30 protein-coding genes and 3 pseudogenes are annotated in these 23,648 nt (G+C 58.5%); all 33 read right to left on the bottom strand.

Features of this window, described 5'->3' with window-relative positions; translation table 11 throughout:
* Positions 1–334 precede the first annotated feature (334 nt).
* Positions 335–1,000, bottom strand: coding sequence for a hypothetical protein (locus tag AAHM87_RS00235; RefSeq protein ID WP_457913209.1), 666 nt, complete (start codon positions 998–1,000; stop codon positions 335–337).
* A complete protein-coding gene (gene rpsD / locus AAHM87_RS00230) occupies positions 994–1,599 on the bottom strand; it encodes a 30S ribosomal protein S4 (protein ID WP_457913208.1) in 606 nt (201 codons plus the stop codon). Before rpsD ends, AAHM87_RS00235 begins: the two co-directional genes overlap by 7 nt.
* A 1-nt stretch (position 1,600) precedes the next feature.
* Positions 1,601–1,996: a 30S ribosomal protein S11 gene (rpsK, locus tag AAHM87_RS00225; protein WP_457913207.1), complete on the bottom strand. Its 396-nt coding sequence runs from the start codon at positions 1,994–1,996 to the stop codon at positions 1,601–1,603.
* Positions 1,993–2,346, bottom strand: a complete 354-nt coding sequence (gene rpsM, locus AAHM87_RS00220) for a 30S ribosomal protein S13 (RefSeq protein WP_457913241.1) — start codon at positions 2,344–2,346, stop codon at positions 1,993–1,995. Before rpsM ends, rpsK begins: the two co-directional genes overlap by 4 nt.
* Before the next feature lie 11 nt (positions 2,347–2,357).
* The gene (gene rpmJ, locus AAHM87_RS00215; protein ID WP_457913206.1) at positions 2,358–2,474 is read right to left on the bottom strand and encodes a 50S ribosomal protein L36; all 117 of its coding nucleotides are present in this window, start codon (positions 2,472–2,474) and stop codon (positions 2,358–2,360) included.
* 4 nt (positions 2,475–2,478) lie between these two features.
* Positions 2,479–2,745, bottom strand: a complete 267-nt coding sequence (infA, locus tag AAHM87_RS00210; RefSeq protein WP_457913205.1) for a translation initiation factor IF-1 — start codon at positions 2,743–2,745, stop codon at positions 2,479–2,481.
* Positions 2,746–2,820: 75 nt separating this feature from the next.
* Positions 2,821–3,207 (bottom strand): 50S ribosomal protein L15, encoded by a 387-nt coding sequence (rplO, locus tag AAHM87_RS00205; protein ID WP_457913204.1) that lies wholly within the window; start codon positions 3,205–3,207, stop codon positions 2,821–2,823.
* A complete protein-coding gene (locus tag AAHM87_RS00200; RefSeq protein ID WP_457913203.1) occupies positions 3,204–3,404 on the bottom strand; it encodes an uL30 family ribosomal protein in 201 nt (66 codons plus the stop codon). The genes rplO and AAHM87_RS00200 overlap by 4 nt, the downstream gene beginning before the upstream one ends.
* Positions 3,401–3,814 (bottom strand): ribosomal protein S5, encoded by a 414-nt coding sequence (locus AAHM87_RS00195; protein WP_457913202.1) that lies wholly within the window; start codon positions 3,812–3,814, stop codon positions 3,401–3,403. Before AAHM87_RS00195 ends, AAHM87_RS00200 begins: the two co-directional genes overlap by 4 nt.
* A 53-nt stretch (positions 3,815–3,867) precedes the next feature.
* Positions 3,868–4,167: a 50S ribosomal protein L18 gene (locus AAHM87_RS00190; RefSeq protein ID WP_457913201.1), complete on the bottom strand. Its 300-nt coding sequence runs from the start codon at positions 4,165–4,167 to the stop codon at positions 3,868–3,870.
* Between the two features lie 11 nt (positions 4,168–4,178).
* Positions 4,179–4,619: a 50S ribosomal protein L6 gene (rplF, locus tag AAHM87_RS00185; RefSeq protein WP_457913200.1), complete on the bottom strand. Its 441-nt coding sequence runs from the start codon at positions 4,617–4,619 to the stop codon at positions 4,179–4,181.
* Between the two features lie 109 nt (positions 4,620–4,728).
* Positions 4,729–5,121 (bottom strand): 30S ribosomal protein S8, encoded by a 393-nt coding sequence (gene rpsH, locus AAHM87_RS00180; RefSeq protein WP_457913240.1) that lies wholly within the window; start codon positions 5,119–5,121, stop codon positions 4,729–4,731.
* Between the two features lie 18 nt (positions 5,122–5,139).
* Complete coding sequence (gene rpsN, locus AAHM87_RS00175; RefSeq protein WP_457913199.1) at positions 5,140–5,445, bottom strand: 30S ribosomal protein S14; 306 nt, start codon at positions 5,443–5,445, stop codon at positions 5,140–5,142.
* Positions 5,445–5,909: a 50S ribosomal protein L5 gene (gene rplE, locus AAHM87_RS00170; protein ID WP_457913198.1), complete on the bottom strand. Its 465-nt coding sequence runs from the start codon at positions 5,907–5,909 to the stop codon at positions 5,445–5,447. Before rplE ends, rpsN begins: the two co-directional genes overlap by 1 nt.
* A gap of 104 nt (positions 5,910–6,013) precedes the next feature.
* A complete protein-coding gene (rplN, locus tag AAHM87_RS00165; protein ID WP_457913197.1) occupies positions 6,014–6,382 on the bottom strand; it encodes a 50S ribosomal protein L14 in 369 nt (122 codons plus the stop codon).
* On the bottom strand, positions 6,379–6,582 hold the full coding sequence (gene rpsQ, locus AAHM87_RS00160; RefSeq protein ID WP_457913239.1) for a 30S ribosomal protein S17: 204 nt from the start codon (positions 6,580–6,582) through the stop codon (positions 6,379–6,381). Before rpsQ ends, rplN begins: the two co-directional genes overlap by 4 nt.
* Positions 6,583–6,816: 234 nt before the next feature.
* Positions 6,817–7,221, bottom strand: a complete 405-nt coding sequence (rplP, locus tag AAHM87_RS00155) for a 50S ribosomal protein L16 (RefSeq protein ID WP_457913196.1) — start codon at positions 7,219–7,221, stop codon at positions 6,817–6,819.
* Positions 7,205–7,831 (bottom strand): 30S ribosomal protein S3, encoded by a 627-nt coding sequence (rpsC, locus tag AAHM87_RS00150; RefSeq protein ID WP_457913238.1) that lies wholly within the window; start codon positions 7,829–7,831, stop codon positions 7,205–7,207. The genes rplP and rpsC overlap by 17 nt, the downstream gene beginning before the upstream one ends.
* Positions 7,807–8,100: an uL22m family ribosomal protein gene (locus AAHM87_RS00145; RefSeq protein WP_457913195.1), complete on the bottom strand. Its 294-nt coding sequence runs from the start codon at positions 8,098–8,100 to the stop codon at positions 7,807–7,809. The genes rpsC and AAHM87_RS00145 overlap by 25 nt, the downstream gene beginning before the upstream one ends.
* Before the next feature lie 95 nt (positions 8,101–8,195).
* Positions 8,196–8,483 carry a 30S ribosomal protein S19 gene (rpsS, locus tag AAHM87_RS00140; RefSeq protein ID WP_457913194.1) on the bottom strand — a complete coding sequence of 96 codons (288 nt, stop codon included), beginning with the start codon at positions 8,481–8,483 and terminating at the stop codon, positions 8,196–8,198.
* Positions 8,476–9,243: pseudogene (gene rplB / locus AAHM87_RS00135) on the bottom strand (50S ribosomal protein L2); the annotation flags it as partial. The gene rpsS and the pseudogene rplB, both read right to left, overlap by 8 nt.
* 220 nt (positions 9,244–9,463) lie before the next feature.
* Positions 9,464–10,060 (bottom strand): 50S ribosomal protein L4, encoded by a 597-nt coding sequence (gene rplD / locus AAHM87_RS00130; protein ID WP_457913193.1) that lies wholly within the window; start codon positions 10,058–10,060, stop codon positions 9,464–9,466.
* The gene (rplC, locus tag AAHM87_RS00125; protein WP_457913237.1) at positions 10,029–10,631 is read right to left on the bottom strand and encodes a 50S ribosomal protein L3; all 603 of its coding nucleotides are present in this window, start codon (positions 10,629–10,631) and stop codon (positions 10,029–10,031) included. Before rplC ends, rplD begins: the two co-directional genes overlap by 32 nt.
* A gap of 21 nt (positions 10,632–10,652) precedes the next feature.
* Positions 10,653–10,946 carry a 30S ribosomal protein S10 gene (locus AAHM87_RS00120; protein WP_457913192.1) on the bottom strand — a complete coding sequence of 98 codons (294 nt, stop codon included), beginning with the start codon at positions 10,944–10,946 and terminating at the stop codon, positions 10,653–10,655.
* 8 nt (positions 10,947–10,954) lie between these two features.
* Positions 10,955–12,142 carry an elongation factor Tu gene (gene tuf, locus AAHM87_RS00115; protein WP_457913191.1) on the bottom strand — a complete coding sequence of 396 codons (1,188 nt, stop codon included), beginning with the start codon at positions 12,140–12,142 and terminating at the stop codon, positions 10,955–10,957.
* Positions 12,143–12,160: 18 nt separating this feature from the next.
* Complete coding sequence (gene fusA, locus AAHM87_RS00110; RefSeq protein WP_457913190.1) at positions 12,161–14,260, bottom strand: elongation factor G; 2,100 nt, start codon at positions 14,258–14,260, stop codon at positions 12,161–12,163.
* 1 nt (position 14,261) lies between these two features.
* Complete coding sequence (rpsG, locus tag AAHM87_RS00105) at positions 14,262–14,732, bottom strand: 30S ribosomal protein S7 (protein WP_457913189.1); 471 nt, start codon at positions 14,730–14,732, stop codon at positions 14,262–14,264.
* Positions 14,733–14,734: 2 nt separating this feature from the next.
* Positions 14,735–15,115 (bottom strand): 30S ribosomal protein S12, encoded by a 381-nt coding sequence (rpsL, locus tag AAHM87_RS00100; protein ID WP_457913188.1) that lies wholly within the window; start codon positions 15,113–15,115, stop codon positions 14,735–14,737.
* Between the two features lie 229 nt (positions 15,116–15,344).
* A pseudogene (locus AAHM87_RS00095) lies at positions 15,345–16,841 on the bottom strand (hypothetical protein); the annotation flags it as partial.
* Between the two features lie 141 nt (positions 16,842–16,982).
* Positions 16,983–18,845: pseudogene (locus AAHM87_RS00090) on the bottom strand (DNA-directed RNA polymerase subunit beta'); the annotation flags it as partial.
* A 41-nt stretch (positions 18,846–18,886) separates the two neighbouring features.
* Positions 18,887–22,762, bottom strand: a complete 3,876-nt coding sequence (rpoB, locus tag AAHM87_RS00085; RefSeq protein WP_457913187.1) for a DNA-directed RNA polymerase subunit beta — start codon at positions 22,760–22,762, stop codon at positions 18,887–18,889.
* Positions 22,759–23,124, bottom strand: a complete 366-nt coding sequence (gene rplL / locus AAHM87_RS00080; protein WP_457913186.1) for a 50S ribosomal protein L7/L12 — start codon at positions 23,122–23,124, stop codon at positions 22,759–22,761. Before rplL ends, rpoB begins: the two co-directional genes overlap by 4 nt.
* Entirely contained in the window at positions 23,106–23,621 is a 516-nt protein-coding gene (locus AAHM87_RS00075) for a 50S ribosomal protein L10 (protein WP_457913185.1), read from the bottom strand. The genes rplL and AAHM87_RS00075 overlap by 19 nt, the downstream gene beginning before the upstream one ends.
* Between the last annotated feature and the right edge of the window lie 27 nt (positions 23,622–23,648).

Here is a 23,648-nt window from a genome sequence, read left to right as displayed (position 1 = left end):
GGCTGTGCGCCAGCCTTCCACCTGGTGCGTGGAGATTGCATGCGGGCGCATCACGCTAGCACAACGCTGCACATTGGTGCCTGGTCGCCACGCCTGCGAAAATCCTTCCTCACTATGACGCGTGCGAAGCGCGCTCTACCTATGGAACCATCAGTTTGCGCCAAGCCGCAGGCCCTGGCAGCAATTGCTGGCCCCACGAGGCGCAGTAGAGACTTGGCACGGCCCATGGTGGTGCGTATTCTCCCGTGCAGCGCTAGAGATCTGGAGAGGTTCCTCAGCATTGCTAGCCTATGGGGTCCGCCCCTGCCAAGCTTGGGCTGGCTACGCCTATGGTTCATGCGCTGCGCACCAGCAGGCCAAGCTGCGCTCTTAGGGCGCGCACGCTCTCCGTAAGGACGGCGAGTGGCGATGCTGAGCCATTGGTCTCTATGGAAACCACCAGCCTCTCGCAAACGCGGCCGCTCCCCAGCCTCGTCGTCTCTACTGCGTAAGACGCACAGCGCACTGGCGTAAAGGCTGCCTCCAGATGGAACAGGCCAGGGGTGGGATCGTGTCGTACGCCTGGCCTGAGGCACCCACGGCCACGCTCTAGGGTTATAGTCAGCCCTAGCACTCCGCCGCAAAGGTACGCAAGCGTTGCTTCGGGGTTTACGACCTCGCAACGTGGCGGCATTGGTATATCGCAGGCAGCAACCTTTCCATGGGCGCTGGTGCTAAGGCACAGGCGCACTGCGCCCGGCCTGTGGCACCTGAACACAATGCGAGTGATGTTTAGCACTAGGCCCGGCACGTCCTCAGCTAGACCCGGCATGTGGTCTAGCTCACCCACAGCATGATGCAAGCGTAGCGCAGACGCTGCATGACCAGGAGCATGTGCCACGATCGCACGCCTGACGTAGCAACCTAGGGTGCTGGCCATGCCACGCTCCAGCGGCTCAATTGCTATAGTGGCGGCATGAAGGCCAGTTCGTACAACCGCAGTAACCCTTGGCCTCAGCACGAGTACAGATCCTCTACCCTTTCGGTATGAAGCCCGTGCGGCAGCTCAGCAGCGGTTGGTGCGCGCCTGAACACACCCTCAGCAATGTCGCAGCGCACGTGCAGCCAGGCGTAGGGGCAGCCGTGCTCCATATAGCGCGCTGCTGAGCATAGCGCGCTGCGTACTGCGACTACATCCCCCGCCCGCACAGCGTAGGACGGCGAGTGTACCACTGCGGCGTTAACAGTTACGTGCCTGTGCGACACGAGTTGACGAGCAGCTGGACGAGTAGTGCAGAAGCCCATACGGTAGACAACGTTGTCCAAGCGCGACTCGAGGGCCTGAAGAAGCCTGCTTCCAGCGTGCCCCGGCACCCTTGCAGCACGCCTAACGTAGGCGGAGAACTGTCGCTCTAGCACGCCGTAGTACCTCTTAATCCGCTGCTTTCCCCTGAACTGCATGCCGTATGTTGATGGCCTATGTCCCTTGTGCCTATTGCACTGCCCAGGCTTGGCGCCAGCCCTGCACTTTTCCTCGAACGGCCTTGCACCGCTCTTCAGGAGGAGATCGACCCCCTCCCGTCGCGAGAGCCTCTGCCTAGGCCCTAGGTATCGAGCCATGCTACACCCTCCTGCGCTTGGGCTGCTTGCATCCGTTGTGCGGTGTGGCAGTAACGTCCTCCAAAGAGGCTATTTTGATCCCTGAGCCGTATAAGGCCCTTATTGCTGACTCCCTACCCGTCCCAGGGCCGCTTACCCTGACCCTAAGCGTTCTCATGCCGCGTTCCATGGCAGCCCTAGCAGCGCTCTCGCCTGCCGACTGCGCAGCGAACGACGTTGACTTCCTCGAGCCCCTGAACCCCTGCTTGCCGGAGCTTGTCCAGAACACCACGTTGCCGTGCACGTCGGTAATGGTTACAATGGTGTTATTGAAAGTGGTGCGGATATGTGCAACCCCATCCGGCGCGCCATCCCTGCCCATGTTATCCAGGCCCTGTGCGATGCTCTGGCCAATCATGTTGCTGCCCTCGCGCAGCCAGGTCGGCGCCTCTTGCACGTCTTTGCGTTCGTCCTTGTTCTCTGCCCCCTTACTGGTAGATGCCTACCGTGCCTAAGGCCTCTTAGGGAGTTTATATCCACGAGTCTCCTTACTCTCATTGAGACGCGACGCCTCAGTTCGTCCTGAAGCGTTAGCCGACCCAGCGCCTGCCTGAGCCTGTGAATATCTGCATCCCTGAGCGTACGGACCGCCCTGCGCAGATCGACGCGTGCAACGAGGCACGTGCGAGCGGCCAATGCGCGCCCTATGCCATGTATCCGCGTTAGCCCCATCTCAAGGCTTAAGTTCCCCGGTATGTCCACGCCCATCGCCCTCATGCCTACCCCTGGCGTTGCTTGTGTTTGGGGTTGTGTTTGCACGTTACCCTAAGAACACCGTGCCTCCTGTGCACTCTGCACGACTTGCAAATGGCCTTTACCGACGAGGCAACCCGCACTTGCCTACCTCAGCCTGAACACTATCCTAGCACGCGCCGGGTCGTATGGCGTCAGCGCTACCACTACGCTGTCCCCAGGTAGTATTCTTATCGAGTGCAACCTCATCCTACCTGATGCATAGGCTGTTACCATGCGCTCATCCCTTAGTCTGACCCTGAAGTTTGCGTTGGAGAGGCTCTCCATTACTATGCCCTGCGCCTGCTCGACATCATGCCTATGAGCCCCGCCCCTGCGTCTTGTGCAGCGCAGCGTGCCTCTGCCCACTTGCATTGGTGGGCGTTGCGAAAAGCCAGCGTTGTGCATGCCTCCCGACGTGTGTGTGTTCATACTGTGCTCGCGGTGAAGCTATGGAGCCGCGAGTCGAGCGTGCACAGTGAGCGTGGCGCTGCGGGTACCGTAGGCCTTCAAGCCCCAGCCGCAGCTGCCAAGCAGACTATGCATGCGCAGCGTGGGCGCATTGATTCTGCCGTTGTGCTGTGCAACGCACTGTAGCTGGCACATCCGGACGCCGTGACCCAGCCTATCCCGCCTTGCGAAACCGCGCTTCGGAAGCCTTCTGTGTAGCGGAGTTTGCCCTCCTTCGAACGCCACCTTGTTGAATCCGCCCGACCTAGAGAGCTGACCTTTGTGACCCCTGCCGCACGTCTTTCCATGACCCGATCCAATGCCCCTACCAACTCGCGTACTACGGTGCGAAGGCTGGCGTAAGGGGTACCGCTCAGCTGGGTTCACAGTATTCGAACCAAGTGCTGCACGCACGACGCCGCGCCTATGGTGTGCGGCGTTAGAGGCAGCGTGCGCATGGACCACATCCTGCGCAGCCCAAGGCACCTTACGCACAGCCTTTGCCTACGCGGCGACGATATGGGGCTCCTGACTAGCTGCAGCCTTATGTGCCCCCGCGTTCTGCCCTCTCGCGCAATGATCATACCTCACCTCGCGGCCGCTGCCTTAGAAGTCCATCTATTGCAGCCCTTGCAACGTTCATCGGGTTACTTGACCCGTGCCGCTTTGCGACTGCGTCCGTTATGCCCGCTGCTGCGAGCACTGACCTAACGTGGTTGCCTGCAACGATCCCGCGCCCAGCCCTTGCTGGCAAGAGCACAACCTTGGTAGCACCATGCCTACCCCTGGACTCGTGTGCTAGTGTGCCTTTGCCAATACGCGCTCGCACCATGTTCTTACGCGCGTCGCAGCCAGCTTTCTGCAGCGCGGTTGAAAAGTCTTTGCCGCGGCCCTTCCCTAAGCCCACGCTTCCATTGCCATCTCCGGCGACCACATGAGCAGAGAAGCCAAGTACGCGCCCGCCCCGGACAACCTTGGAAACCCTCCGAAGCATTATGAGCCTGTCAGTGCACGGCCTTGCAGCAGTGCCGTGGGCTGTGCTTGCGGTCATAGCATCATTCCATGAAGCCTAGCAGAGTCAGCCAGCGCGCTAACAATGCCTAGGTACCTAAGGCTGCCGCGGCATAGCCACACAGTGCCCATGCCGGATGCAACTGCACGGCGCGCAACGAGTGCGCCAACTGCAGCAGCGCGCACAAGGCCTCCGAGCGCTGGCTGCATGATCTTATCCATGCCATGCGTAGATGCAGTTGAAACGGCGCCAACTGCACGAAATGGCTTCACCATAGCCATGACGTGCTTGTGCGTGCTACGGACAAGCAGTGCTGGCCTGCTCTGCTCGTGCACTGCTAGCTGACTCACTTTGACCTCCTGCGCACCCTGAGCCTCATCGCCTCGTCTGCATAGCGGAACCCCTTGCCTTTGTATGGCTCCATGGGTCTGTGCCTCCTAACTTGTGCAGCCGCTTCACCCACGCGCTGCTTGTCCGTGCCTGATATGGTCAGCTCTGTTGGAGATGGAAGCGACGCTGCCAGACCCTCTGGCACCGCGTACTGCACTGGGTGGGAGTAGCCAATAAACATGGTTAGCCTGCAGCCCCTTAGCTCCAGCCTATACCCTACGCCAGAAAGAATTATAGTCTTGCTGTGCCCGCTAACTACACCGCGCGCCATGTTAGCTATTAGAGCAATGGTGGTGCCACATATGCCCCCTGCCCTCCTGGACCGCAGCCGTGGCTCTATCTGTACGAACCCACCTGCAACGCACGCGCTAACTGATGCGCTTAGAGCAATGCGCATGGAGCCACCCGCCCCCCATGCCTCCAAGGCACCATCTGCAAGGGCAATGCTGCAGCCAGATGGGATGGCCAGCGCAGCCTTGCTAGCCTGGCGAGGTGCAATAGCGCGCCTACACGACATAGCACACCACCTCGCCACCTATGCCAAGGCGCCTGGCTAGGCTACCAGTCAAAATTCCCTTTGTTGTGCTGATTATAGCCATACCGTTGCAGTATACGCTGGGCATGAGGCTTGCAGCACTGGCTTGCACCCTGAGCCCAGGCCTAGACGCTGGCACGAGCGAACGCATTGCTGGTGCTGCGTCAGCGCGGCGCAGCTCTAGCCGCAGCGACCTACGCTGCCTGCCTCCTGGCGCCAGGTCGTGAGCTATGCAGAACCCAGGCGCGTACCCTGCACGGTTGAGGGCCCTGGCGAGCGATACGTTGGCTGATGTAATGCGTAGGCGCGCTACGCGCCTATGGACTGCCATGCAGTTCCTAATGTGAGCCAGGGTGTCAGACATGCGCACCGTGCCCATATTCTACCAGCTGGCCTTTGTTACGCCGGGGATCTCACCCCGGGCAGCCATCTCGCGGGCACATATCCTGGACAGGCCGAATAGCCTAAGGTAGCCGCGCCCGCGTCCTGTCACAAGGCACCTGTTCCTGTGTCTCACAGGGCTGGAGTCCCTTGGCAGACGGTGCAGCCTGTCCCTCACCGTGCGCTTATCGCACTCGGGCACTGCGCTGGACCGTAGCAGCGCTAGCATGAGTCGCCTTTTGCTAAGGTATCTCAGCCTCAGAGCGCTGCGTTTCCTCTCCCTCTCGACTACGGAAAGCTTCGACATCACTGCGGGATGAGTGGGAAGGCTATGCGCCTCAGTAGGCGCGCAGACTGGGCGCCGCAGGTTGCGCGAACGGTAATGCTGGCGCACAGCCCGCACGGTTCGGGGGCCGTGTTCTCAACCTCGTTGAAAACAGACAGGCTACGCATGCCGACGCTAATGCTGCCTCCTGCGTCGATGGAGCTTGCTGGCACTCCCCGGAAATCCCTCACCCTAGGCAGATACAGGTGTATGAGCCTGTCCGTTAGCTCGTGCATCCTGCGGCTCCTTAACGTTACCTTCAGCCCCACGGTATCACCACGCCGGACCTTGAAGTTTGATATTGACCTAGACGAGCGGGTTGGCATGGGGCGCTGGCCTGCTATCGAGCCAAGCGCTTCAGACATGCCACGCACACTTGGTGCGCTGCCCCTGAGTCTGCCAATGCCCATACTCAGGGTGGCCTTCCATAGCCTAGGCACCTCCATTGCGGATGGACCTAGGAGGCGAGGAGCAACGCTTGCTGCATAGTACCTGTAGAGTCCATCGTGACCATTGTCGGCCGCATGGCCACCATCGCCTGCCAAGGGGATCATACAACCTCCGGTGCTAGGGGCACTACTTTGATGAAACGCGACCGCTTAACCTCTCTGGCAATAGGTCCGAATACCCTCGTGCCTATGGGCTCATGCTTTGCGTTGAGCAGAACTACAGAGTTGTCGCCAAACCTGACATAGGTACCATCACCTCTCTGTATGGGGTGTCTGGTCCTTACTACCACGGCTGCATGCACCTCTCCCTTTCTGACCCTACCCCGAGTGGAGGCTTCCTGAATTGATACCTTAACCAGATCGCCCACTCTGGCGTACCTCCTCCTGGTACCGCCGAGCACCTTGATGCACACTGCCACCCTTGCGCCGCAATTGTCTGCAACGAAAGCCGCGGTGCCAGCCTGGATCATGCAGGGTACTCCACTGCCCAGAACTTTGTCCTAGACACAGGCCTGCACTCGCGCACCGTTGCAGTGCGGCCTGCAGAAGTTGTGCGCAGTGGGTCGTGTGCGAAGACCCTAAGCACTGTAACGGTGCGCCTCTTGTAGAGCCTGTGCCTGCGAACGCTGAGCAGTGCCACGACGGCCGTGGTTGGGCAGACCTTGCGCACCACTACCCCTTGCCTACGTCGAGCCACAGCCCAGGCCCTCTAGGTGAATCAGGGCATGTGCAGAGCGCGCGGCCATTGCGCCAGCCCTTGGGAACAAGGCCCCGCGCCTGCCGCACTGGGCCTTGCATGCCTCGGCAGCTGCATGGCGTAGCATTAGTGACCCAAGCTCGGCCGCCATGAATCGTGCGCACATATTGCACGCTTGGGTTGCGTTACCCTTGCGATACGTCTTGCTCACCGGCATGCAAGCGCTGTCTTAATGGGGAGCTTAGGCATGGCGAGCCTTAGTGCAGAGCGCGCTATGTGGTCGTCCACACCCCCCACCTCGTATATAATCCTGCCTGGCCTTACCTCGAAGACGTAGTGATCTGGGCTGCCCTTGCCGTTTCCCATCCTAACCTCAGCAGGCTTTCTCGATATGGGCTTGTCCGGGAAGACTCGTATTGTCACCGAGCCCGCGCGGCGGATGCTGTGCGTTATGGCCCGCCTGCCAGCTTCTAGGTGCGACGAGCTCAACCTGCCCCTTGATAGAGCGCGCAGTGCGAGTGCGCCGTGTACAATGGTGCTCCCGCTCCTGGCAAGCCCCCTGTTGCGCCCCTTGTGCTCCTTCCTGTACTTTCTCCTACAAGGCTTGAGCATGACGGACCTCCGTGGCTCCGTGCACCCATACCTTTACGCCCACCGTGCCGTACACTGTCTTTGCGCATGTGGCTGCGTAGTCCACCTCGGCGCCTATGCTGTGCAGCGGCACGGTGCCCTCCATGTGCCACTCTGTACGCGCTATCTCTGCACCGTTCAGGCGCCCGGAGCACATCACCTTGACGCCACGTGCACCATGCCTTGCAGCTGCACTTGCTGCGCGCCTTATTGTTCGCTTTATGTGCGCCCTCCTCTCCACCTGATCTACGACGCGTCTAGCTATGACGTGTGCGCTCAGCTCAGGGCGCCTCATATCATCCAACACCACGTCGATGCAATCCCCGAACCGCAACCTAACTATATCCCGCGCTGCCTCGCCCGCAAGCCTGCCCTGCACCTGGCTAACCCTAGGGCACCTTAGGTGGATGGCGCACCCTTTGCACGTCCTAGTCACTGCCATTGGACCCATGGGCACCTTTGACATCTTCGAACCAACAAGCCTCCTTAGCATCATGTCCTGGGCTAGATGCGCCGCGAATGCATGGCTCTCCGCATACCACTGCGCATCCCAGTCATACCTAGCGCTCAGCCTGAAAAGCCTTGGGTGCACCTTCTGTCCCACTGTAAGCTCCGGAGTGTTATGGTTATGTGGCACATCCTGCGCCTTATTATGCAAGCTCGCCCTTTTGCCCGAGGGCTTACTCGTCTTAAAATGCCTGCTGACCCTACGCTTGAGCATGCCACTACTGCGCGAGCTGGGCTTAGCCCCGCTAGTGCTAACTTTGGCATAGCTCTGTGCAGCACTCTGTGCACTATCCTTGCAGCCTTTCGCGCGTGTAGATACAGCGCACCTATTGCTGACGATAATGGTAGACCCATTATGCTACGCAATACAGGGTGAATCTTGCGCAAAGACGAGCTGCAGCGGCACGCAGCTACCTTTAGCTCTACTGCACTGCTGAAATGCATGGCTGTCATGGCTGCGCCGTCCTGTCGCGTACCCTGGATTGCTTCTCCCGAGAGTGGCACCTGAACGTTCTTGTTGGCGCAAACTCACCCAGCTTGTGCCCTACCATGTCGACATGCACCCTTACAGCAACGTGGCGCTTTCCATTATGGACGTGCACAGTTCTGCCTACCATGCCAGGCGTTATGGCTGACTGTCTGGACCAGGTTCTGAAGGCATGCCGTATGCTCGAGCCATTGATCCACCTTCTGAGCGACAGCGTACAGAAGGGGCCCTTCCTTACTGATCTACTCATATCCCCTGCGTCGTAGGATTACCCTTCGCCCGCCCTTGCTACGCCTGGTCTTCATGCCTTTGGTATGCTGTCCCCAAGGGCTTACTGGATGCCTGCCTGCGGTTGTCTTGCCCTCACCACCACCATGCGGGTGATCCACAGGGTTCATGGCCACGCCGCGAACCGTAGGCCTGACGCCGCGCCACCTCATCCTGCCAGCCTTGCCCTGCTTTGTGCGGGAGTGGCCTGCGTTTCCTACCGCACCCACAGTGGCATAGCAGCGCCCGTCAATAGACCTTACCTCACCAGACCTAAGCCTTACTGTAACGTTGGCGCCATTAGCAGATATTACTGTGGCATAAGCGCCTGCAGCCCTAGCAAGCTGCGCCCCTGCACCAGGTCGCATCTCCAGGTTGTGTACGCAGGTACCCACTGGAACCTTCCACAGAGGCAGACTGCAGCCTTGCCTGACTGGGGCATCGTTTCCTGATGCTACCTCCATGCCTACCATGGCACCCTGGGGCGATATGATGTACCTCCTACTACCGCTTCCGTACAGCACCAGAGCTATGCTAGCGCTGCGGTTGGGGTCGTACTCTACCCTCTCCAGCCTGCCTTTATAGCACCCGGTGCGGTAGTGGAAATCAACGACCCTGTACCGCCTCTTGTGCGCTCCGCCCCTGTGCCGTACCGTTATGACGCCCGAATTGTTCCTGCCCGAGCTCCTGTGGTGCCTCCTTAGCAGAGACCTCAGCGGGTTATTCCTATACGCCACCCGTCCCTCCTAGCACGGCAGGCTAAGCGTACCGCCGTGCGTATATGTCGCGTTGCCTGAACGCATGCGAGGCGTTCAGAAGCGCCTGCGCTCATGAACATGGCCAGGCGCATGACCCCACTGGCCATGGGACCGGCGCGCAGTGTGATGACCACACCTTGGGATAGCCAGTTGGCTCCATTGCTCGCGCGTCCCCTGGCTCGTAGCGCGCTTAGCAGCCCTGCGTTCAGCATAGTGAGTGCATGGTTGCTATGTCTTCGGCCGCCTTGCGTGTCATTACGATCCGGCACGATAGGTGGAGCGCCCTTGGGCTAATGCCCCTCTGTGCCACTATGCTCAGCCCACTGACGTTCCTTGCAGCCCGGTAGGCATGGTAGCATAGCTCGCTGTTGCCTACAACGACCATGGTGCTAGGCTGTGCGCTGGCACACCGCAGCTCCCTTGTCTTGCTGGGCGCTAGCCGCAGGGCGTCAACGATAGCCAGCCGTCCTTGCTGCGCCGCACGTACTATCTGGACGTGAAGCGACAGGCGTGCCATGCGCTTGTTAATCCTGACTAGCCTGGATGCTGCGGTTCTGGAGGGGAATGCCCTTCCCCCACCTCTCCATAGTGGGCTTGACGTCATGCCAGCTCTTGCCCTGCCAAGCCCCTTCTGCCTCCATGGCTTTCTCGTGCTGTGGCTTACTTCGCCCCTGCTCCTCTGAGCGCTGCATGACGGCCTGAGGCTAGCATGGTACGCGTTTAGCACCTGCCTCAGTAATGGGTAACCGGCATGGCTGCCATGGGATGGCCTATGGCAGTATGGCGACGATACTCCCTGCATGCCCTGGGATCCCGCCCCTGACCATAACGAAGTCGTGTGCAACATGCTCCACCATCAGGTTTCTTGCCGTTGCGTACTTGCACCCCATGCGTCCAGGCATTCGCTTGCCTGGGAATACTCTGCCTGGATCCTGCGACATTCCTGTGGATCCGAGGGTGCGATGGGCCTTCGAGCTGCCGTGAGAGGCCCTGCCCGAACTGAAACCGTGCCTCTTCATGACGCCGCTGAACCCCTTGCCTACAGACCTTGCCTTGATTGATACTAGTTGCCCTGCTCGCAATATCGCCTTGGCATGTGGCCTGCCGCATGCTAGTATGCCGTGCTGCGCCATGCCATGCTGCGCAGGCAAAGCAGCATACGCCGCTGGTTCCATGTTACGCCCAAGGCATGCGCAAAGTTGTGGTCGGGACAGACGCTTGCTGTGCGCGCTGCGATACAGGACGACGCGCTGCGCAGAGCTACGGCACGCATTGCGCAGCGGCGTGTTTCCACTTACGTCTAGGATGGTCACTGGTACAACGCCTCCGCTCCCGCTCGATATGCGGGTCATGCCTACCTTGACGCCCAGCATGATGCTTACGCTCATCTTGCCCTACGGCCTCACTCGGATTGCTACTCCTGCAGGAACGTCTGCGCTCATTAGTTCCTCTGCTAACCAGGTCGTAGGGCAAGGCATGTGTATGAGCATCTTGTGAGTGCGCACCTCCATCTGATCCATGGCCCTCTTGTCGATGTGCGGCGACCTTAGGAGGTCGAACCTGCGGCGCCTCATTGGGAGGGGCACAGTGCACACCCGACCAATGCAGGCTGCTGCTATTGTGCGCGTCAGGCGTGCTGCTGTGTCCTGCACGGCGCGGGGGCTGAATGACTTCAGCACCAGCCTCATGCTCAGGATTACCGTACGATCTTGGTTACAACGCCTGCGCCAACTGTCTTGCCCCCCTCGCGGATCGCGAAGCGCAGACCTTCCTCCATGGCCACTGGAGCTATCAGAGTGACGTCGACTTGCACATTGTCGCCAGGCATAACCATCTCAACACCCTTAGGGAGCACTATGCTTCCTGTGACGTCTGTCGTGCGGAAGTAGAACTGGGGCTTGTAGTTTGCAAAGAATGGGGTGTGCCTTCCGCCCTCGTCCTTTGTCAGGGCGTACACTTCAGCTACGAAGCTGGTGTGCGGGGTTATTGTGCCAGGCCTGGAGAGTATCTGGCCACGCTCTACGTCCTCACGCCTCAGGCCCCTTAGCAATACGCCCACATTATCTCCAGCCTGACCATTGTCCAGGAGCTTCCGGAACATCTCCACTCCAGTACACACTGTCTTTGCTGTGGGCCTGAGTCCAACCACCTCAAGCTCGTCGCCTATTTTTACCGTGCCACGCTCTATGCGCCCTGTAGCAACTGTGCCACGGCCGGATATTGAGAAAACATCCTCAACTGGCATAAGGAATGGGCAGTCTATCGGGCGGGTTGGTTCTGGTATATAGCTGTCTAGCACCTCAGACAGCCTTAGCACAGACCTAGTGCCAAGCTCTGTATCCACACAATCGAGCGCCTGCTTTGCGGAGCCCCTTATTACTGGAGCGCTGTCTCCAGGGAAGTTGTACTTTGAGAGCAGCTCCCGGATTTCCATCTCTACCAGGTCCAGAAGCTCTTTATCCTCCACCATGTCGCACTTGTTCATGTATACCACTATGTACGGTACGCCCACCTGCCTTGCCAGCAGGATGTGTTCCCGGGTCTGCGGCATTGGTCCATCAGTTGCCGAGCATACTAGGATGGCGCCGTCCATCTGTGCTGCGCCTGTTATCATGTTCTTGACGTAGTCAGCATGGCCTGGGCAGTCAACGTGGGCATAGTGCCGTGTCTCAGTCTCGTACTCTATGTGTGCCGTGTTTATGGTAATGCCACGTGCTCGCTCCTCTGGTGCGGCATCAATGTCCTCGTACCTCTTAACGCTGCACCCGTGACTAGATAGCACGCTCGTCATTGCTGCAGTCAGCGTGGTTTTGCCATGGTCCACGTGGCCTATGGTGCCCACGTTGATATGTACCTTCTTCCTTTCGAACTTAGCTTTGGCCATTGGCGTAAGGGGTAGGGGTTACTTGTGCGCGCTGCTGTCCCTGTCGAACACCTCGCGCCTTACTTCTCCGTACCTGCTGAACTCCATTGAATACGTGGCTCTCCCCTGTGTCATAGACCTTAGGGACGTCGAGTAGCCAAACATAGTCGCAAGCGGTATCTCGGACCGAACGACCTTGGTGCAATAGCCCTGGTGTGCTGTGGATTTGACCAGGCCCCGCCGTGCCAGCACGTCGCCTACTATCGCCCCAAGGTAATCCGGAGGCGTCTCCACTTCCACCGCCATTATGGGCTCCAGTATCACAGGGCCAGCTTCCTGTATAGCCCGCCTGCATGCCATGGCGCCGGCCGCCCTGAAAGCATGTTCGCTTGAGTCGACCTCGTGGTACGACCCGAACACCAGCTCTATTCTCACGTCCGTAACCTGAAACCCAGCTGCGACTCCGGCCCTGAGCGCATCCTGAATGCCTCGGTTCACTGACTGTATGTACTCCCTTGGTATCACCCCACCCTTTATCCTATCCATGAACTCGTAACCACTGCCGGGGTTTGGGTGTGCCACTATAACAACGTGGCCGTACTGTCCGCGCCCTCCAGTCTGCTTTACGTACCTACCCTCTACCCTGTCGCTTGATGACCTTATGGTCTCCTTGTATGCAACCTGCGGCCTACCTGTTCTAACATCTACCCCGAACTCTCGGCGCACGCGTTCAACCATTATGTCCAGGTGCAACTCCCCCATGCCGCATATGACCGTCTGACCTGTGTCCTGGTCTGTGTGTACTCGGAACGATGGGTCTTCCTGGGCCAGCTTGCCAAGTACGTCGCCTAGTTTGTCATGGTCTTCCTTGGTCGCGGGGATCACGGACTGGGATATGACAGGGCTGGGGAATGATATGCGCTCCAGCACCAAGTCTGTACCGGGGCTACAAAGGGTATCTCCTGTAGATATCTCCCTCAGACCAACTACTGCAGCAATGTCACCCGATGATATGCACCCTATGTCCTCCCTGGCGTTAGCGTGCATCTGCAGTAAGCGTGCTATCTTGTCCCTCTTGCCCTTCGTAACATTAACAACAGCACTTCCTGCGCTAATGCTCCCTGCGTACACCCTCAGGAACACTAGCTGTCCAACGAAGGGGTCCGTCATTATCTTGAAGGCCAGCGCCACGAACCTGCTGTCCGTTGGTTTTAGCTCTACAGGAACTCCTGTAGTGGTCTCAGCAGTCACCGGTAGACAGTCTAGCGGCGATGGCAGGTAGTCTATGACCGCATCCAGCAGGCACTGTACGCCCTTGTACTTGAAAGCGCTGCCGCATAGTACGGGCTGGGTCTTGCACCCGACGGTGCTCCTTCTAAGTGATGCAACTAGCTCATCAACTGGTATGGGGCTACCGTTATCCTCAAGGTACTTCTCCATGAGACGTTCGTCATGCTCGACTATTGCCTCTAGCATCGCACGCCGACGTTGCACTGAGCTCTCAATTGAGGACTGCGGTATGGGGCAGCATCTGAACACGGTACCCTTGGATGCGTCGCTCCACTCAATGCACCTCATCCTCATTAGATCGACTACGCCTGTAAAAGCGTCGCAGTTGTACAGTGGGGACGCTATGGGCACGGGGTTTGCACCGAGCCTGTCACGCATCTGGGCGCAAACCATGTCGAAGTCTGCGCCCCTCCTGTCCATCTTATTCACGAAGCACACCATGGGCACGCCATACCTCCTGGCCTGCCTCCACACTGTCTCGGACTGTGGCTGTACGCCTCCTACTCCACAGTACAGCATGCAGGCTCCGTCTAGCACCCTCATTGACCTCTCTACCTCGGCGGTGAAGTCTACGTGGCCTGGCGTGTCTATGATGTTTATGCGATGTTTGCACCTACCGCCATCCATTCCGCTCCAGAAGGTAGTAGTGGCAGCAGAGGTAATTGTTATGCCTCGTTCCTGCTCCTGCTCCATCCAGTCCATGGTAGCAGTCCCGTCGTGCACCTCGCCCATCCGATGGTTCACGCCGGTGTAGTACAGTATCCGCTCGGTCGTTGTTGTCTTGCCTGCGTCTATGTGAGCGCTGATGCCTATGTTCCTATAGTGCTCCAAGGGAGTTGCCTTGGCCATGCTATCCGCGCCTGCTGTGCGAGAATGCCCTGTTCGCGTGGGCTAGCCTGTGCACCTCGTCCCTTTGCCTAACTGCCCCGCCTCGCCGGCACAGGGCGTCTAGAATCTCGTTGTATAGCCTGACGTGAGCATACCTCTCCCTCCGGCGCATCGCGGCTGACTTGAGCCACCTTAGTGCCAAGGACATCCTGCGCTTAGCGCAGATCTCAGCAGGAACGCGGTAGCTTGCTCCGCCCATTCGTCGCGTCCTGATTTCAGCGGATGGTTTTATGTTATGAAGCGCCTGCATGAGCATATCGTACGAACGGCGCCTGTCTGGGCTCAGCATTGCAAGCGCAGTGTATACTATCCTTGCCGCAACCGTCTTTTTTCCGGACACCATCACCAGGTTAACTAGCCTGCCAACCTCCGGCGCCTCGAACAGGGGATCACAACAAGCGCGAAGCCTTACTGCACCGCACTTTCTGGCCATGCCTACGCTGCTGAACGCGGCATCTTTGCTCCGTACTTCGAGCGTGACCTCCTGCGCTCCCTTACTCCTCCCGCGTCGAGTGCGCCTCTGACTATGTGGTAGCGCACCCCTGGCAGATCCTTCACCCTACCGCCGCGTACTAGCACCATTGAGTGCTCCTGTAGATTGTGACCCTCGCCGCCGATGTAGGATATGACTTCCAGACGGTTTGACAGCCGTACCTTTGCTACCTTTCGGAGCGCTGAGTTTGGCTTCTTTGGCGTCGTTGTGTACACCTTCGTGCACACCCCGCGAAGCTGGGGGCTCCCCCTGAGTGCTGGGCTCTTGCTCCTGGCTTCGAACCTCCTCCTCCCCTGCCTTACTAGCTGGTTCAGCGTCGGCATTGAGCCTCCTGTGCGCGTGGTAGACAAACCCAGTCCCTGCAGGTATCATGCGGCCCACTATGACGTTCTCCTTAAGCCCACGCAGAAAGTCACGCCTGCCGCTTGCCGCCGCGGTGGCAATTACCTTGGTGGTTTCCTGGAACGAGGCCGCTGATATGAAGGACTCAGTGCTTAGTGCAGACTTTGTTATGCCTAGCAGCGTGTGCTCATAAGCTGCCGTGCGCCTGTTCTGTAGACGCAGCGCAGCGTTCGCTCTCGCTGCCTCCAATCTGGCTACGTGCTCGCCCTCGTGGAATGCTGAGTCTCCTGGGTTCACCACCCGAACGCACCTGAGCATCTGCCTTGCTATGATCTCCAGGTGCTTGTTGTTAACCCTAACCCCCTGAGGCTCGAGTATAGACTGCACGTCGTCCTGCAGGCGCTGAAGGAGCGCCGTTGGACCATTACTACGCAGGATGCCGTGCAACCAGCATGAGGAATCAGGCTCGTTGTGCCTACGCTGCGCCTGACGCGCCTCGAACAGGCTTGCCATGCGGGCAAGCCCTCCCGTTATGTCTGTGTTACCTTCGGCATGCGCTGGCTCTGTTGCTATTACCTGCCCACGCCTAACGTACTGCGTCGCACCTATTGCTACCTCTGCCCCTGCACTTAGCATCACCGTGCAGCACCTTCCGTCGCTGCGCGTTAGGCGTATGCCTTCTGCACACTTGGTTGCTAGGGAGTCGTGCTTCGCTATAACTGGTGTTGTTACGGCGTCCCAAGATAGCAGTACTTCGCCTGCTGCAACTATATCGCCGCCTGCATGGTGCAGTATGGAACCATGGGGTATGGCGTGGGACTCCCTGGCACATCCGCGCCCGTCGTGTATCTGAACGCTTCCATTGTGCGAGGAGGCTACCCTTACTCCGTGCGGCGTAACGCTATGCGTGCATGGGCTGTATCGCACTACGCCTGGCTGGCACGCCATTACGTCGTGCGACCTTGAGGATGCTATGCCGCCAATGTGAAACGTGCGCATGGTCAGCTGTGTGCCTGGCTCTCCTATTGACTGCGCAGCAACTACCCCAACCGCAGCGCCCATGTTAACGCGTGACAGCGTGCAAAGGTCTTGCCCGTAGCACATGGCGCACACCCCATGCTGCGAGTCGCAGTGCAGCGGCGACCTTATGTTTATGCCTGCTACAGATCGCAGTAGCGAATCCTCTAGCACGTCCCTAGTTATGGACGTGTTGCGCTGGTATAGCACATCACCGGCATCGGACTGCACGGACGAGGCAGTATATCTGCCTATGCACCAAGCTAGCGCTCTATCAACGGCTGTGCTGTTAAGCTTCGGCCTGCCCACCGTTACGCCAGCGCACGTGCCGCAGTCTAGCTCTGTTATTATTACGTCGTGCGATGCGTCCACCAGTCTGCGCGTGAGGTATCCTGAGTCTGCAGTCCTAAGCGCTGTGTCTGCAAGCCCTTTCCTAGCACCATGCGCTGACATGGCGAACTCCACGGCATTGAGCCCATCGCGGAAACTCGACGTAACAGGCGTGCCTAATATCGTGCCGTCCGGCCTTACCATCAGCCCCCGCATTCCTGACAGCTGCTTTACCTGCTCTGTAGAGCCCCTTGAACCAGAAGCGGACATTAGATGCACGGCGTTTGTTGCGGCTAGAGTAGTGCTGCCCTGCCTCGCCAGCTCTAAGGCCAGCATGGAGCTAACTAGCTCCGACGTTTCCTGCCACAGCCTTGTCGTTGCATGATCCAGCCTTGTGCCTGTCAGCACACCCGAATTGTGCGACCTGTGAAGTCGAGAGCTCAGGCGCCATGCGCCGGCTATGGTAACCCCCTTGCGGACAGGCGCGCACATGTCGTCAATGCACAGGGAAATACCTGCTCGCGTGGCTGCATTGAACCCAGCAACCATTAGCGACTCAGCCATACCCTTAAGGCATAGCGGAGCGCAGCGGCGTGCAGCCTCGTTCATCACCTCTACCAGCACGCCCTTGCTAATGGTGCGGTTTACTCTATGAAACGGCGTTCCTGCAGGCAGAGCGTGCGACAGCAGGGCCCTGCCTACCGTCGTGTTGTGCAGCACTGAGAACTCACTGTACGACCCCCTGTGCCTTAGCGACTCTCTTACGACTACCATGGCTCTGGTGTGCGAACGCGACCACCCTGACTCCATCTGTAACGCTGCGCTGTCTGCTATGCCCAGCTCGCCATGGTAGTCATCCTCAGGCCCGCATGTCAGGTAGTATATACCCAGCACCATGTCCTGGGTGGGAGCTGACGCTGGGTATCCGCTTGCAGGTAGAAGCAGGTTGTTGCAGGGCAGCAGTAGCATCCTGGCCTCCGTCGCTGCCTCAACTGACAAAGGAACATGCACTGCCATCTGGTCGCCATCGAAGTCAGCGTTGAATGGTGCGCAGACGAGTGGGTTGAGCCTTATTGCCAGGCCTTCTACCAGCGTCGGGTAGAAAGCCTGTACGCTCAGCCTGTGCAGCGTGGGCGCCCTGTTGAGCAGAACTGGATGGTGCCTTATCGCATGCCTAAGCGCTGCCACAGCAGCAGTAGACCCAGCTGAAACCTCTGCCCTCGCCCTCTCCGCCGCCATGCCGCCCCTAATCAGGGCACCAGCAACGAATGGCCTGAACAACTCTAGCGCCATGCAAATAGGTATTCCGCACTGGTGTAGCCCTAGGTCTGGCCCCACAACTATGACAGACCTGCCTGAGTAGTCGACCCTCTTCCCCAGCATATGTTGCCTGAACCGGCCAGTCTTACCGCGCAGCGCCTCAGATAGAGACCTTGGACGGCAGTGCGACCGCGCGTTGCCCTGTCGCGCAGTGCCGTCGATTAGGTCGTCCACAGATTTCTGCAATAGGTCGTGCTCGGCTGCCACGATGGACTGCGGGGCGCGGAGTGCAATGAGCCTCCTTAGCCTGTTGTTGCAGTTTATGACGCCGCGGTATAAGTCGTTCAGGTCCGAGGAGGCTGCATCACGTCCTGCGGATCTTATCATGGGCCTAAGGCCGGCGGGTAGCACAGGGATTACCGTAAGGATCATCCACTCTGGCCTGGCGCCGAACTCCAGTAGCGACGATAGCATGCGCAGCCTACAGATCATACTACCGCGCTGGCTGTCAGTTACGCGCGGTGAGGCTATGCGCGCCGTCGTGTCGTGCACCTCGCGCTCCATGCTTATCGATGCAAGCAGCCTACGCAGACCATCACAGCCGGAGTACGCCCGACCATGCTGCATGCCAACGGGGCGTGCGATGCTGTCTTCTAGCGAAGCCATGGTCAGGTCCCGGCATAGCAAGGCTCCAGGCGGGCGTATCAGGCGTGCCTGTCGCCTTGCTACGCGCACGACTTCCCTGTGCGGCAAGCCAAGTATAGTGCCAACATGGGGCGAGGATGGCCTAGAGAACCAAGCGTGCATTACGGGTTTGGCAAGCTCTATGTGGCCCATCCTTAGCCTCCTTGCGTACGAAGGCGCTATCTCAACCCCGCAGCACTCGCAGATTATGCCACTGTGCTGTGCACCGGCGTACCTTCCGCATTTGCACTCATGGCACATTGCAGGGCCGAATATCTCTGTGCAGAACAGGCCGTGCGCCTCGGGTATCATGCTCCTTTGGTTAACTGTTGCTGCAGTCAGCACTTCGCCATGCGACCAGGATCTAATCTGAAGCGGAGACGCCATGCATACCTTTACCCTGTCGAATGGTGCGGACATAGCCCCTCTTAAAGAGCCTAGCACGAACCTCTCGGCTACATTCATGCCGGCGCCTGCTCTGCCACTACGTCCACGCACAGCGACCTAAGCTCCCTTACCAGTAGACCTATGGACTCCGGCGTGCCGTAGCTCAGTGGCCGCACATCCTGCGCTATGTGGTCGTGCACCCTACGTCTCCCTCCTACGTCGTCAGATTTTATGGTCAGCATCTCCTGCAGCGTGAACGCAGCGCCATGTGCCTCTAGCGCCCACACCTCCATCTCTCCAACACGCTGCCCACCCCTGCGTGCCTTGCCACCAAGAGGCTGCTCGGTAACCGACGAATAGGGACCTGTTGACCTGCTGTGCACCTTGTTCCTTGCCAGGTGGTTTAGCTTTAGGTAGTACATAAAACCAACTGTCACTGGCCTGTCGTACTGTGTACCCGTCCTGCCATCGTATAGTATCGCCTGGTGCCTCCTATGCAGGCCGTGCTTGAACCTAACGCCCTGGGTTGCTGCAGCCCGAGCCAGGCTGCGTATCTCTGCTTCGCTAGGGCCGTCGAACGCAGGGCACAGCGTGCAAAGCGTAACTCTATGCCCCGGTGACCCTCCGTCCGCCACGCTGCATGCAGGGTAGCATCGCCCATCGCAGGCCATAAGGCCATGGCACATAGCGTCGTGATAGGCTGATGAGCACAGCAGGCGCTCTGCGGTGTTTGCCCGTGCCTCGAGCGCGATTGATGCAAGGCCTATGTGCGTCTCTAGAAGCTGCCCCACGTTCATCCTTGATGGCACTCCAAGCGGGTTTACTATAACGTCAACGGAACGGCCGTTCTTCATGTAAGGCATGTCCTCAATGGGCACAACCTTAGACACGACGCCCTTGTTTCCGTGCCGCCCCGAGACCTTATCCCCTGGCTGTAGATTGATGCGTGATGCTATGGCGACCTTGAGTGTTCGCGTTGCCTTATCATACGGGTGCAGGCCTGCTTTGGGCGATGCTTGTTGCGACCTGGCATAGGGAGCAGCAGCTAGGCCGTTGCGCGGCATCCAGAAGTACGGATCGCGCGCTGATGCCCAACAGTACGTTGCTCGAGCGCCGTGCTGGATGCGTCGCAGCAATGACTGCTCTCCTGCGCACTGCCCCGGTAGATCGTCATGCACATCGGGCTGGTTGCATGGCTCGATCCTAGCATATACCACGGTGCCGGTCATGCCTTGCGTTGCCCTTATGCTGGAGTCCCTGTTCGCCTGCTCGCTGGTTGCCAATGCTGTGCGTAGAAGACTGTTGCCCTTTGGTGCAATGCCGGCATGGCGTGGAGATATTTTGCCTACGATAATATCCCCTGGGTATACCCTCGAGCCCACCCTCACTATGCCGCGTTCGTCAAGCCTGTCGCGCTGCGACTGCGTTATGCCTGGCACGCACCTTGACAGCACCGTGCCACAGCCATCATCGCCGTCCATGTCTACAGAGACCTCGTCCAAGTGCACTGATGTGTAGGCGCCATTGCGCAGTAACGCCTCAGATACTGCCACCGAGTCCTCGTAGTTGTAACCTTCCCATGGCATGAAGGCAACCAGCACGTCCCTGCCTAGCGCCAGCACTCCGCCTTCGCTGGCAGGGCCGTCGGCTATTACGTCGCCAGCCTGTACGTACGAGCCTGGAATTACCGTTGGCCTATGGTCTGCCTGCGTGCCCTGGTTTGTTCGTGCGTTCCTTGCTAGGCGGTAAGTGCACGCATGCCCTTGGTTCGAGCATATCGGCACTATGGCTATGTGCAGCGGGTCAACGTAAGCCACGCGACCTGCATACCGTGCACGTATCGCGACCATGGCATGCTGCGCAACAGCTTGCTCCATGCCAGTATGGACCCGCGGCTTACGTGGATAGCAGCATGGGACTGCCTGTCGCTGCATGTTAGAGCCCATAAGAGCTCGGCATGCGTCGTTGTGCTCTAGGAAAGGAATCGTAGCAGTGGCAGCAGATAGCGCCATTTCGTTCGCACCATCGACTAGTATAACCTCCGATGGGTGTACCATTGCGACCCCGTGGCCTATGCGTGCCATGATGGTCCTGCGCCGAGTGTGCGGCACGATTGCCGATGGAGCTGACATTGCACCCACCTCCTCCTGCGGCGAAATGTAACGCGCCGCGGCCCTTGTGGCATTGCGTCTTGTTACAACGTACGGCGCAAGGATAGTGCCCTGCGCATCGATCCTTGCACGCGCTGCTAGAGAGGCAATTAGGCCTATGTTCTGCCCCTCTGGGGTCTCTACCGGGCATAGTCTGCCGTAGTGGGTTGCATGCACGTCGCGTGCTCCCAGCGGCGCCCGACGAGGGCCACTATCGCTACCTGCAATTATGGCAACGCGGCGCTTGTGCGTAACCTCTGCAAGTGGATTAGTCTGATCGAGTGGCTGTGCTAGTCTGGAGTTTGTTAGCTCGTCGTAGGCTTGGTGCGTGACTGCATGCAGTCCCAGGAGGATTGCAATGGCCTCACCTGGCCTACTGTTCGCGGTATGGGACCTTAGCCGGCGCTTCAAGCCAAGGAACGCAGGCCTTAGCGCATCGCACAGCGCATCGCAAGCATCCCTAGCCTTGCGGTTACTCATGTCATCCACGTCGTCAGGGCGTACGTTACGCCTTGTGGCGTTGATTAGTAGCTTGAGTGATAGCGCTATGTCACGTGCGTCCAACGTGTCACCGCCTTGGCTGATGTGCCTTCCTGTTCTGGCGTTAAGTTGGCTACGCCCGCATGGCGAGAGGCAGTACGCGCGGGCGTTCTCCATGATGCCTTGAAATATGCTGTGCGCCGATGCTGGGTCCAGGTGGCGCATTATGCCAATGTGTCCCGCAATACACGCCCTTGCATCGTGCGGGTCGACCGTCCTGTCCATGCGAAGCGTACGTGCTATGTGGCGCAGGTAGGCTCCATGGTGGCACCGGTTGACTACTGCAAGATAAGATTCTCTATCTGCCCTCGCCATTGATATGACCCTCTGGGATAGCAGTGTGCCGCTTACTACTGTGCGTCCTCCGATGCTGGCATCGCTTGCCAGCTCGAACTTATTAACAACGTCCGCATCTTCAATATGGAGTGGCCGCCCCTCCAGGCTGCCCCTAGACTTTGCTAGTCTACGTGTTAGGCGCGCATGGCCTAGCCTTGTGTCGAAGTGCTGCACATCGAAAGCTATGTCCGACAAGTCTATGGCAATGCTTGCGCCACCTGGGCTTATAGCAATGCCTGCCCTTGGTGTTAGCATGCCTGCAATGGCATCTGTCGAAGCACCAAAGCCCTTGAGTAGAATTGTTGCTGGCATGAAAACGCCAGCGTTGAGCCTGAAAAGCACTGCGCCATCCTGTATTGCTAGGTCCAACCACGTGCCTCTATGCGGAACTATCCTAAGGCTGCAAACGGTTGGTGTATCGGCCCTATAATAGGTTAAATCAGGTACTACAAACACTCCGTAGGCACGAGTTTGTAGTACTAGGAGTGTCCTTTCTGTGCCGCGTACGATGAAACTGCCCTTACGGGTCATCATTGGCATGTCACCAAGGTATACTTGGTGCGATCTGGCATACCTTACGTGCCATGTGCCGTCATTGGAAGGGGTGCGGGAAGTTATTTTCAGCGTGAGCGATAGCGGGGCAGAGTATGTCAGCCCACTGCGTAAGCACTCCGCATCCGTCGAGCATGGCTTGCCGATTGTGTACTTGACGAGCTCTATGAGAGCAGCACCATCGTTGGACATCATAGGAAACATGGAGAATAGCAGCCGCTGTAGGCCGTAAGGATTCCTTGCTGAGGGATGGATGCTGTGCTGCGTGAGCCTATGGAATGCAGACCTCTGAACACCAAGGAGGTCGGGGTATGGCGACGATGGGGCGTAGGGTGCCAGCCTAAGGCGCCATGCAGTGTGCTGTAGCGTCACCTGACCTCTGCCTTTGCGCCTGCGGCCTCGACTTTGGACCTGATATCTTCTGCTTCTGCTTCTGATAGGCCCTCTGCTACAAGAGATGGCACGCTGTCTACTAGCCCCTTAGACTCCTTTAGACCCAGCTTGGTAACATCCCTTACTGCCCTTATAACAGCTATCTTGTTGGAGCCGGAGTTGGTGATAAATACCTTGCGGTCCCTTCTATCTTGCTCTGCTTCGACGGCCTTGGAGCCAGGCTGGCATGGTGCCAAGGCCAGGCGCGATATGTTGAACCGCTGCTCGAGTAGCCCAACCAGGTCGCTTAGCTCGAGGGCGGTCATTGACGCTATGCGTGATACTATGTCATCGTTCGACATAGTTGTGCCTCTGCTCTGCTTGCTATTGCACGTAGCGTGTTGGTCAGCTGTGTGATCGGATATGCTACAAGGTGGGTTACTCTTGCCCATAGCGCATCGATTGGGGGAAGGTTCATCATTGCGGCAATTTCACACTGCGAAACGATCCTTCCAGGGAGCTCCATTCCATACACTGGCTCTAGGCATTTGGCGTTTGCGCTTGATAGGGCACCCGCAATGCGCTCTATGCTAGGTCCGAATGCGTACAGAAGCTGGCCTCTTAGCGTGCAGGGTAGGCGTGCAAGCACCGTGCGGTTCACAGAGGCAGCTAGGGCTGTAATGAGCAGCTTGTTGCGCATAACGCGTAGCGTAACGCCGCAGCTAGAGCAGTGCTTACGTAGCCCGGCAATGTCAACCGCGCTAATTCCGGCGTACATTGAAGGCACTAGCGCTGCGCTGCCTTGTATAAGCGTCATTGCCTTCGACACTGCTGCCTTCTTCCTACTACACAGCCTCATGATTACTTGCCTCCATTGCTTAGACTG

The organism is Candidatus Tremblayella endosymbiont of Pseudococcus viburni, assembly GCF_964031255.1.
Note: the sequence above shows the minus strand (reverse complement) of the source record. Positions and strands in the feature narration are given on the sequence as shown.

What these genes read in the sequence shown, in the direction of transcription:
- AAHM87_RS00195 (WP_457913202.1), bottom strand. Translation starts at nt 3,814, where the DNA reads ATGCTTCGGAGGGTTTCCAAGGTTGTCCGGGGCGGGCGCGTACTTGGC.
- AAHM87_RS00145 (WP_457913195.1), bottom strand. Translation starts at nt 8,100, where the DNA reads ATGGGTCTACCATTATCGTCAGCAATAGGTGCGCTGTATCTACACGCG.
- rplP (WP_457913196.1), bottom strand. Translation starts at nt 7,221, where the DNA reads ATGCTCAAGCCTTGTAGGAGAAAGTACAGGAAGGAGCACAAGGGGCGC.
- rplN (WP_457913197.1), bottom strand. Translation starts at nt 6,382, where the DNA reads ATGATCCAGGCTGGCACCGCGGCTTTCGTTGCAGACAATTGCGGCGCA.
- rplC (WP_457913237.1), bottom strand. Translation starts at nt 10,631, where the DNA reads ATGCTGGGCGTCAAGGTAGGCATGACCCGCATATCGAGCGGGAGCGGA.
- infA (WP_457913205.1), bottom strand. Translation starts at nt 2,745, where the DNA reads ATGCAAGTGGGCAGAGGCACGCTGCGCTGCACAAGACGCAGGGGCGGG.
- rpsM (WP_457913241.1), bottom strand. Translation starts at nt 2,346, where the DNA reads ATGGGCGTGGACATACCGGGGAACTTAAGCCTTGAGATGGGGCTAACG.
- AAHM87_RS00075 (WP_457913185.1), bottom strand. Translation starts at nt 23,621, where the DNA reads ATGAGGCTGTGTAGTAGGAAGAAGGCAGCAGTGTCGAAGGCAATGACG.
- rpsD (WP_457913208.1), bottom strand. Translation starts at nt 1,599, where the DNA reads ATGGCTCGATACCTAGGGCCTAGGCAGAGGCTCTCGCGACGGGAGGGG.
- rpsS (WP_457913194.1), bottom strand. Translation starts at nt 8,483, where the DNA reads ATGAGTAGATCAGTAAGGAAGGGCCCCTTCTGTACGCTGTCGCTCAGA.
- AAHM87_RS00200 (WP_457913203.1), bottom strand. Translation starts at nt 3,404, where the DNA reads ATGATCATTGCGCGAGAGGGCAGAACGCGGGGGCACATAAGGCTGCAG.
- rpsG (WP_457913189.1), bottom strand. Translation starts at nt 14,732, where the DNA reads ATGGCCAGAAAGTGCGGTGCAGTAAGGCTTCGCGCTTGTTGTGATCCC.
- rpsH (WP_457913240.1), bottom strand. Translation starts at nt 5,121, where the DNA reads ATGTCTGACACCCTGGCTCACATTAGGAACTGCATGGCAGTCCATAGG.
- rplL (WP_457913186.1), bottom strand. Translation starts at nt 23,124, where the DNA reads ATGTCGAACGATGACATAGTATCACGCATAGCGTCAATGACCGCCCTC.
- AAHM87_RS00120 (WP_457913192.1), bottom strand. Translation starts at nt 10,946, where the DNA reads ATGAGGCTGGTGCTGAAGTCATTCAGCCCCCGCGCCGTGCAGGACACA.
- rplF (WP_457913200.1), bottom strand. Translation starts at nt 4,619, where the DNA reads ATGCGCATTGCTCTAAGCGCATCAGTTAGCGCGTGCGTTGCAGGTGGG.
- rplE (WP_457913198.1), bottom strand. Translation starts at nt 5,909, where the DNA reads ATGGAGGTGCCTAGGCTATGGAAGGCCACCCTGAGTATGGGCATTGGC.
- rpsK (WP_457913207.1), bottom strand. Translation starts at nt 1,996, where the DNA reads ATGATTGGCCAGAGCATCGCACAGGGCCTGGATAACATGGGCAGGGAT.
- tuf (WP_457913191.1), bottom strand. Translation starts at nt 12,142, where the DNA reads ATGGCCAAAGCTAAGTTCGAAAGGAAGAAGGTACATATCAACGTGGGC.
- rplD (WP_457913193.1), bottom strand. Translation starts at nt 10,060, where the DNA reads ATGCAGGGAGTATCGTCGCCATACTGCCATAGGCCATCCCATGGCAGC.
- rpsL (WP_457913188.1), bottom strand. Translation starts at nt 15,115, where the DNA reads ATGCCGACGCTGAACCAGCTAGTAAGGCAGGGGAGGAGGAGGTTCGAA.
- fusA (WP_457913190.1), bottom strand. Translation starts at nt 14,260, where the DNA reads ATGGCCAAGGCAACTCCCTTGGAGCACTATAGGAACATAGGCATCAGC.
- rpsN (WP_457913199.1), bottom strand. Translation starts at nt 5,445, where the DNA reads ATGTCGAAGCTTTCCGTAGTCGAGAGGGAGAGGAAACGCAGCGCTCTG.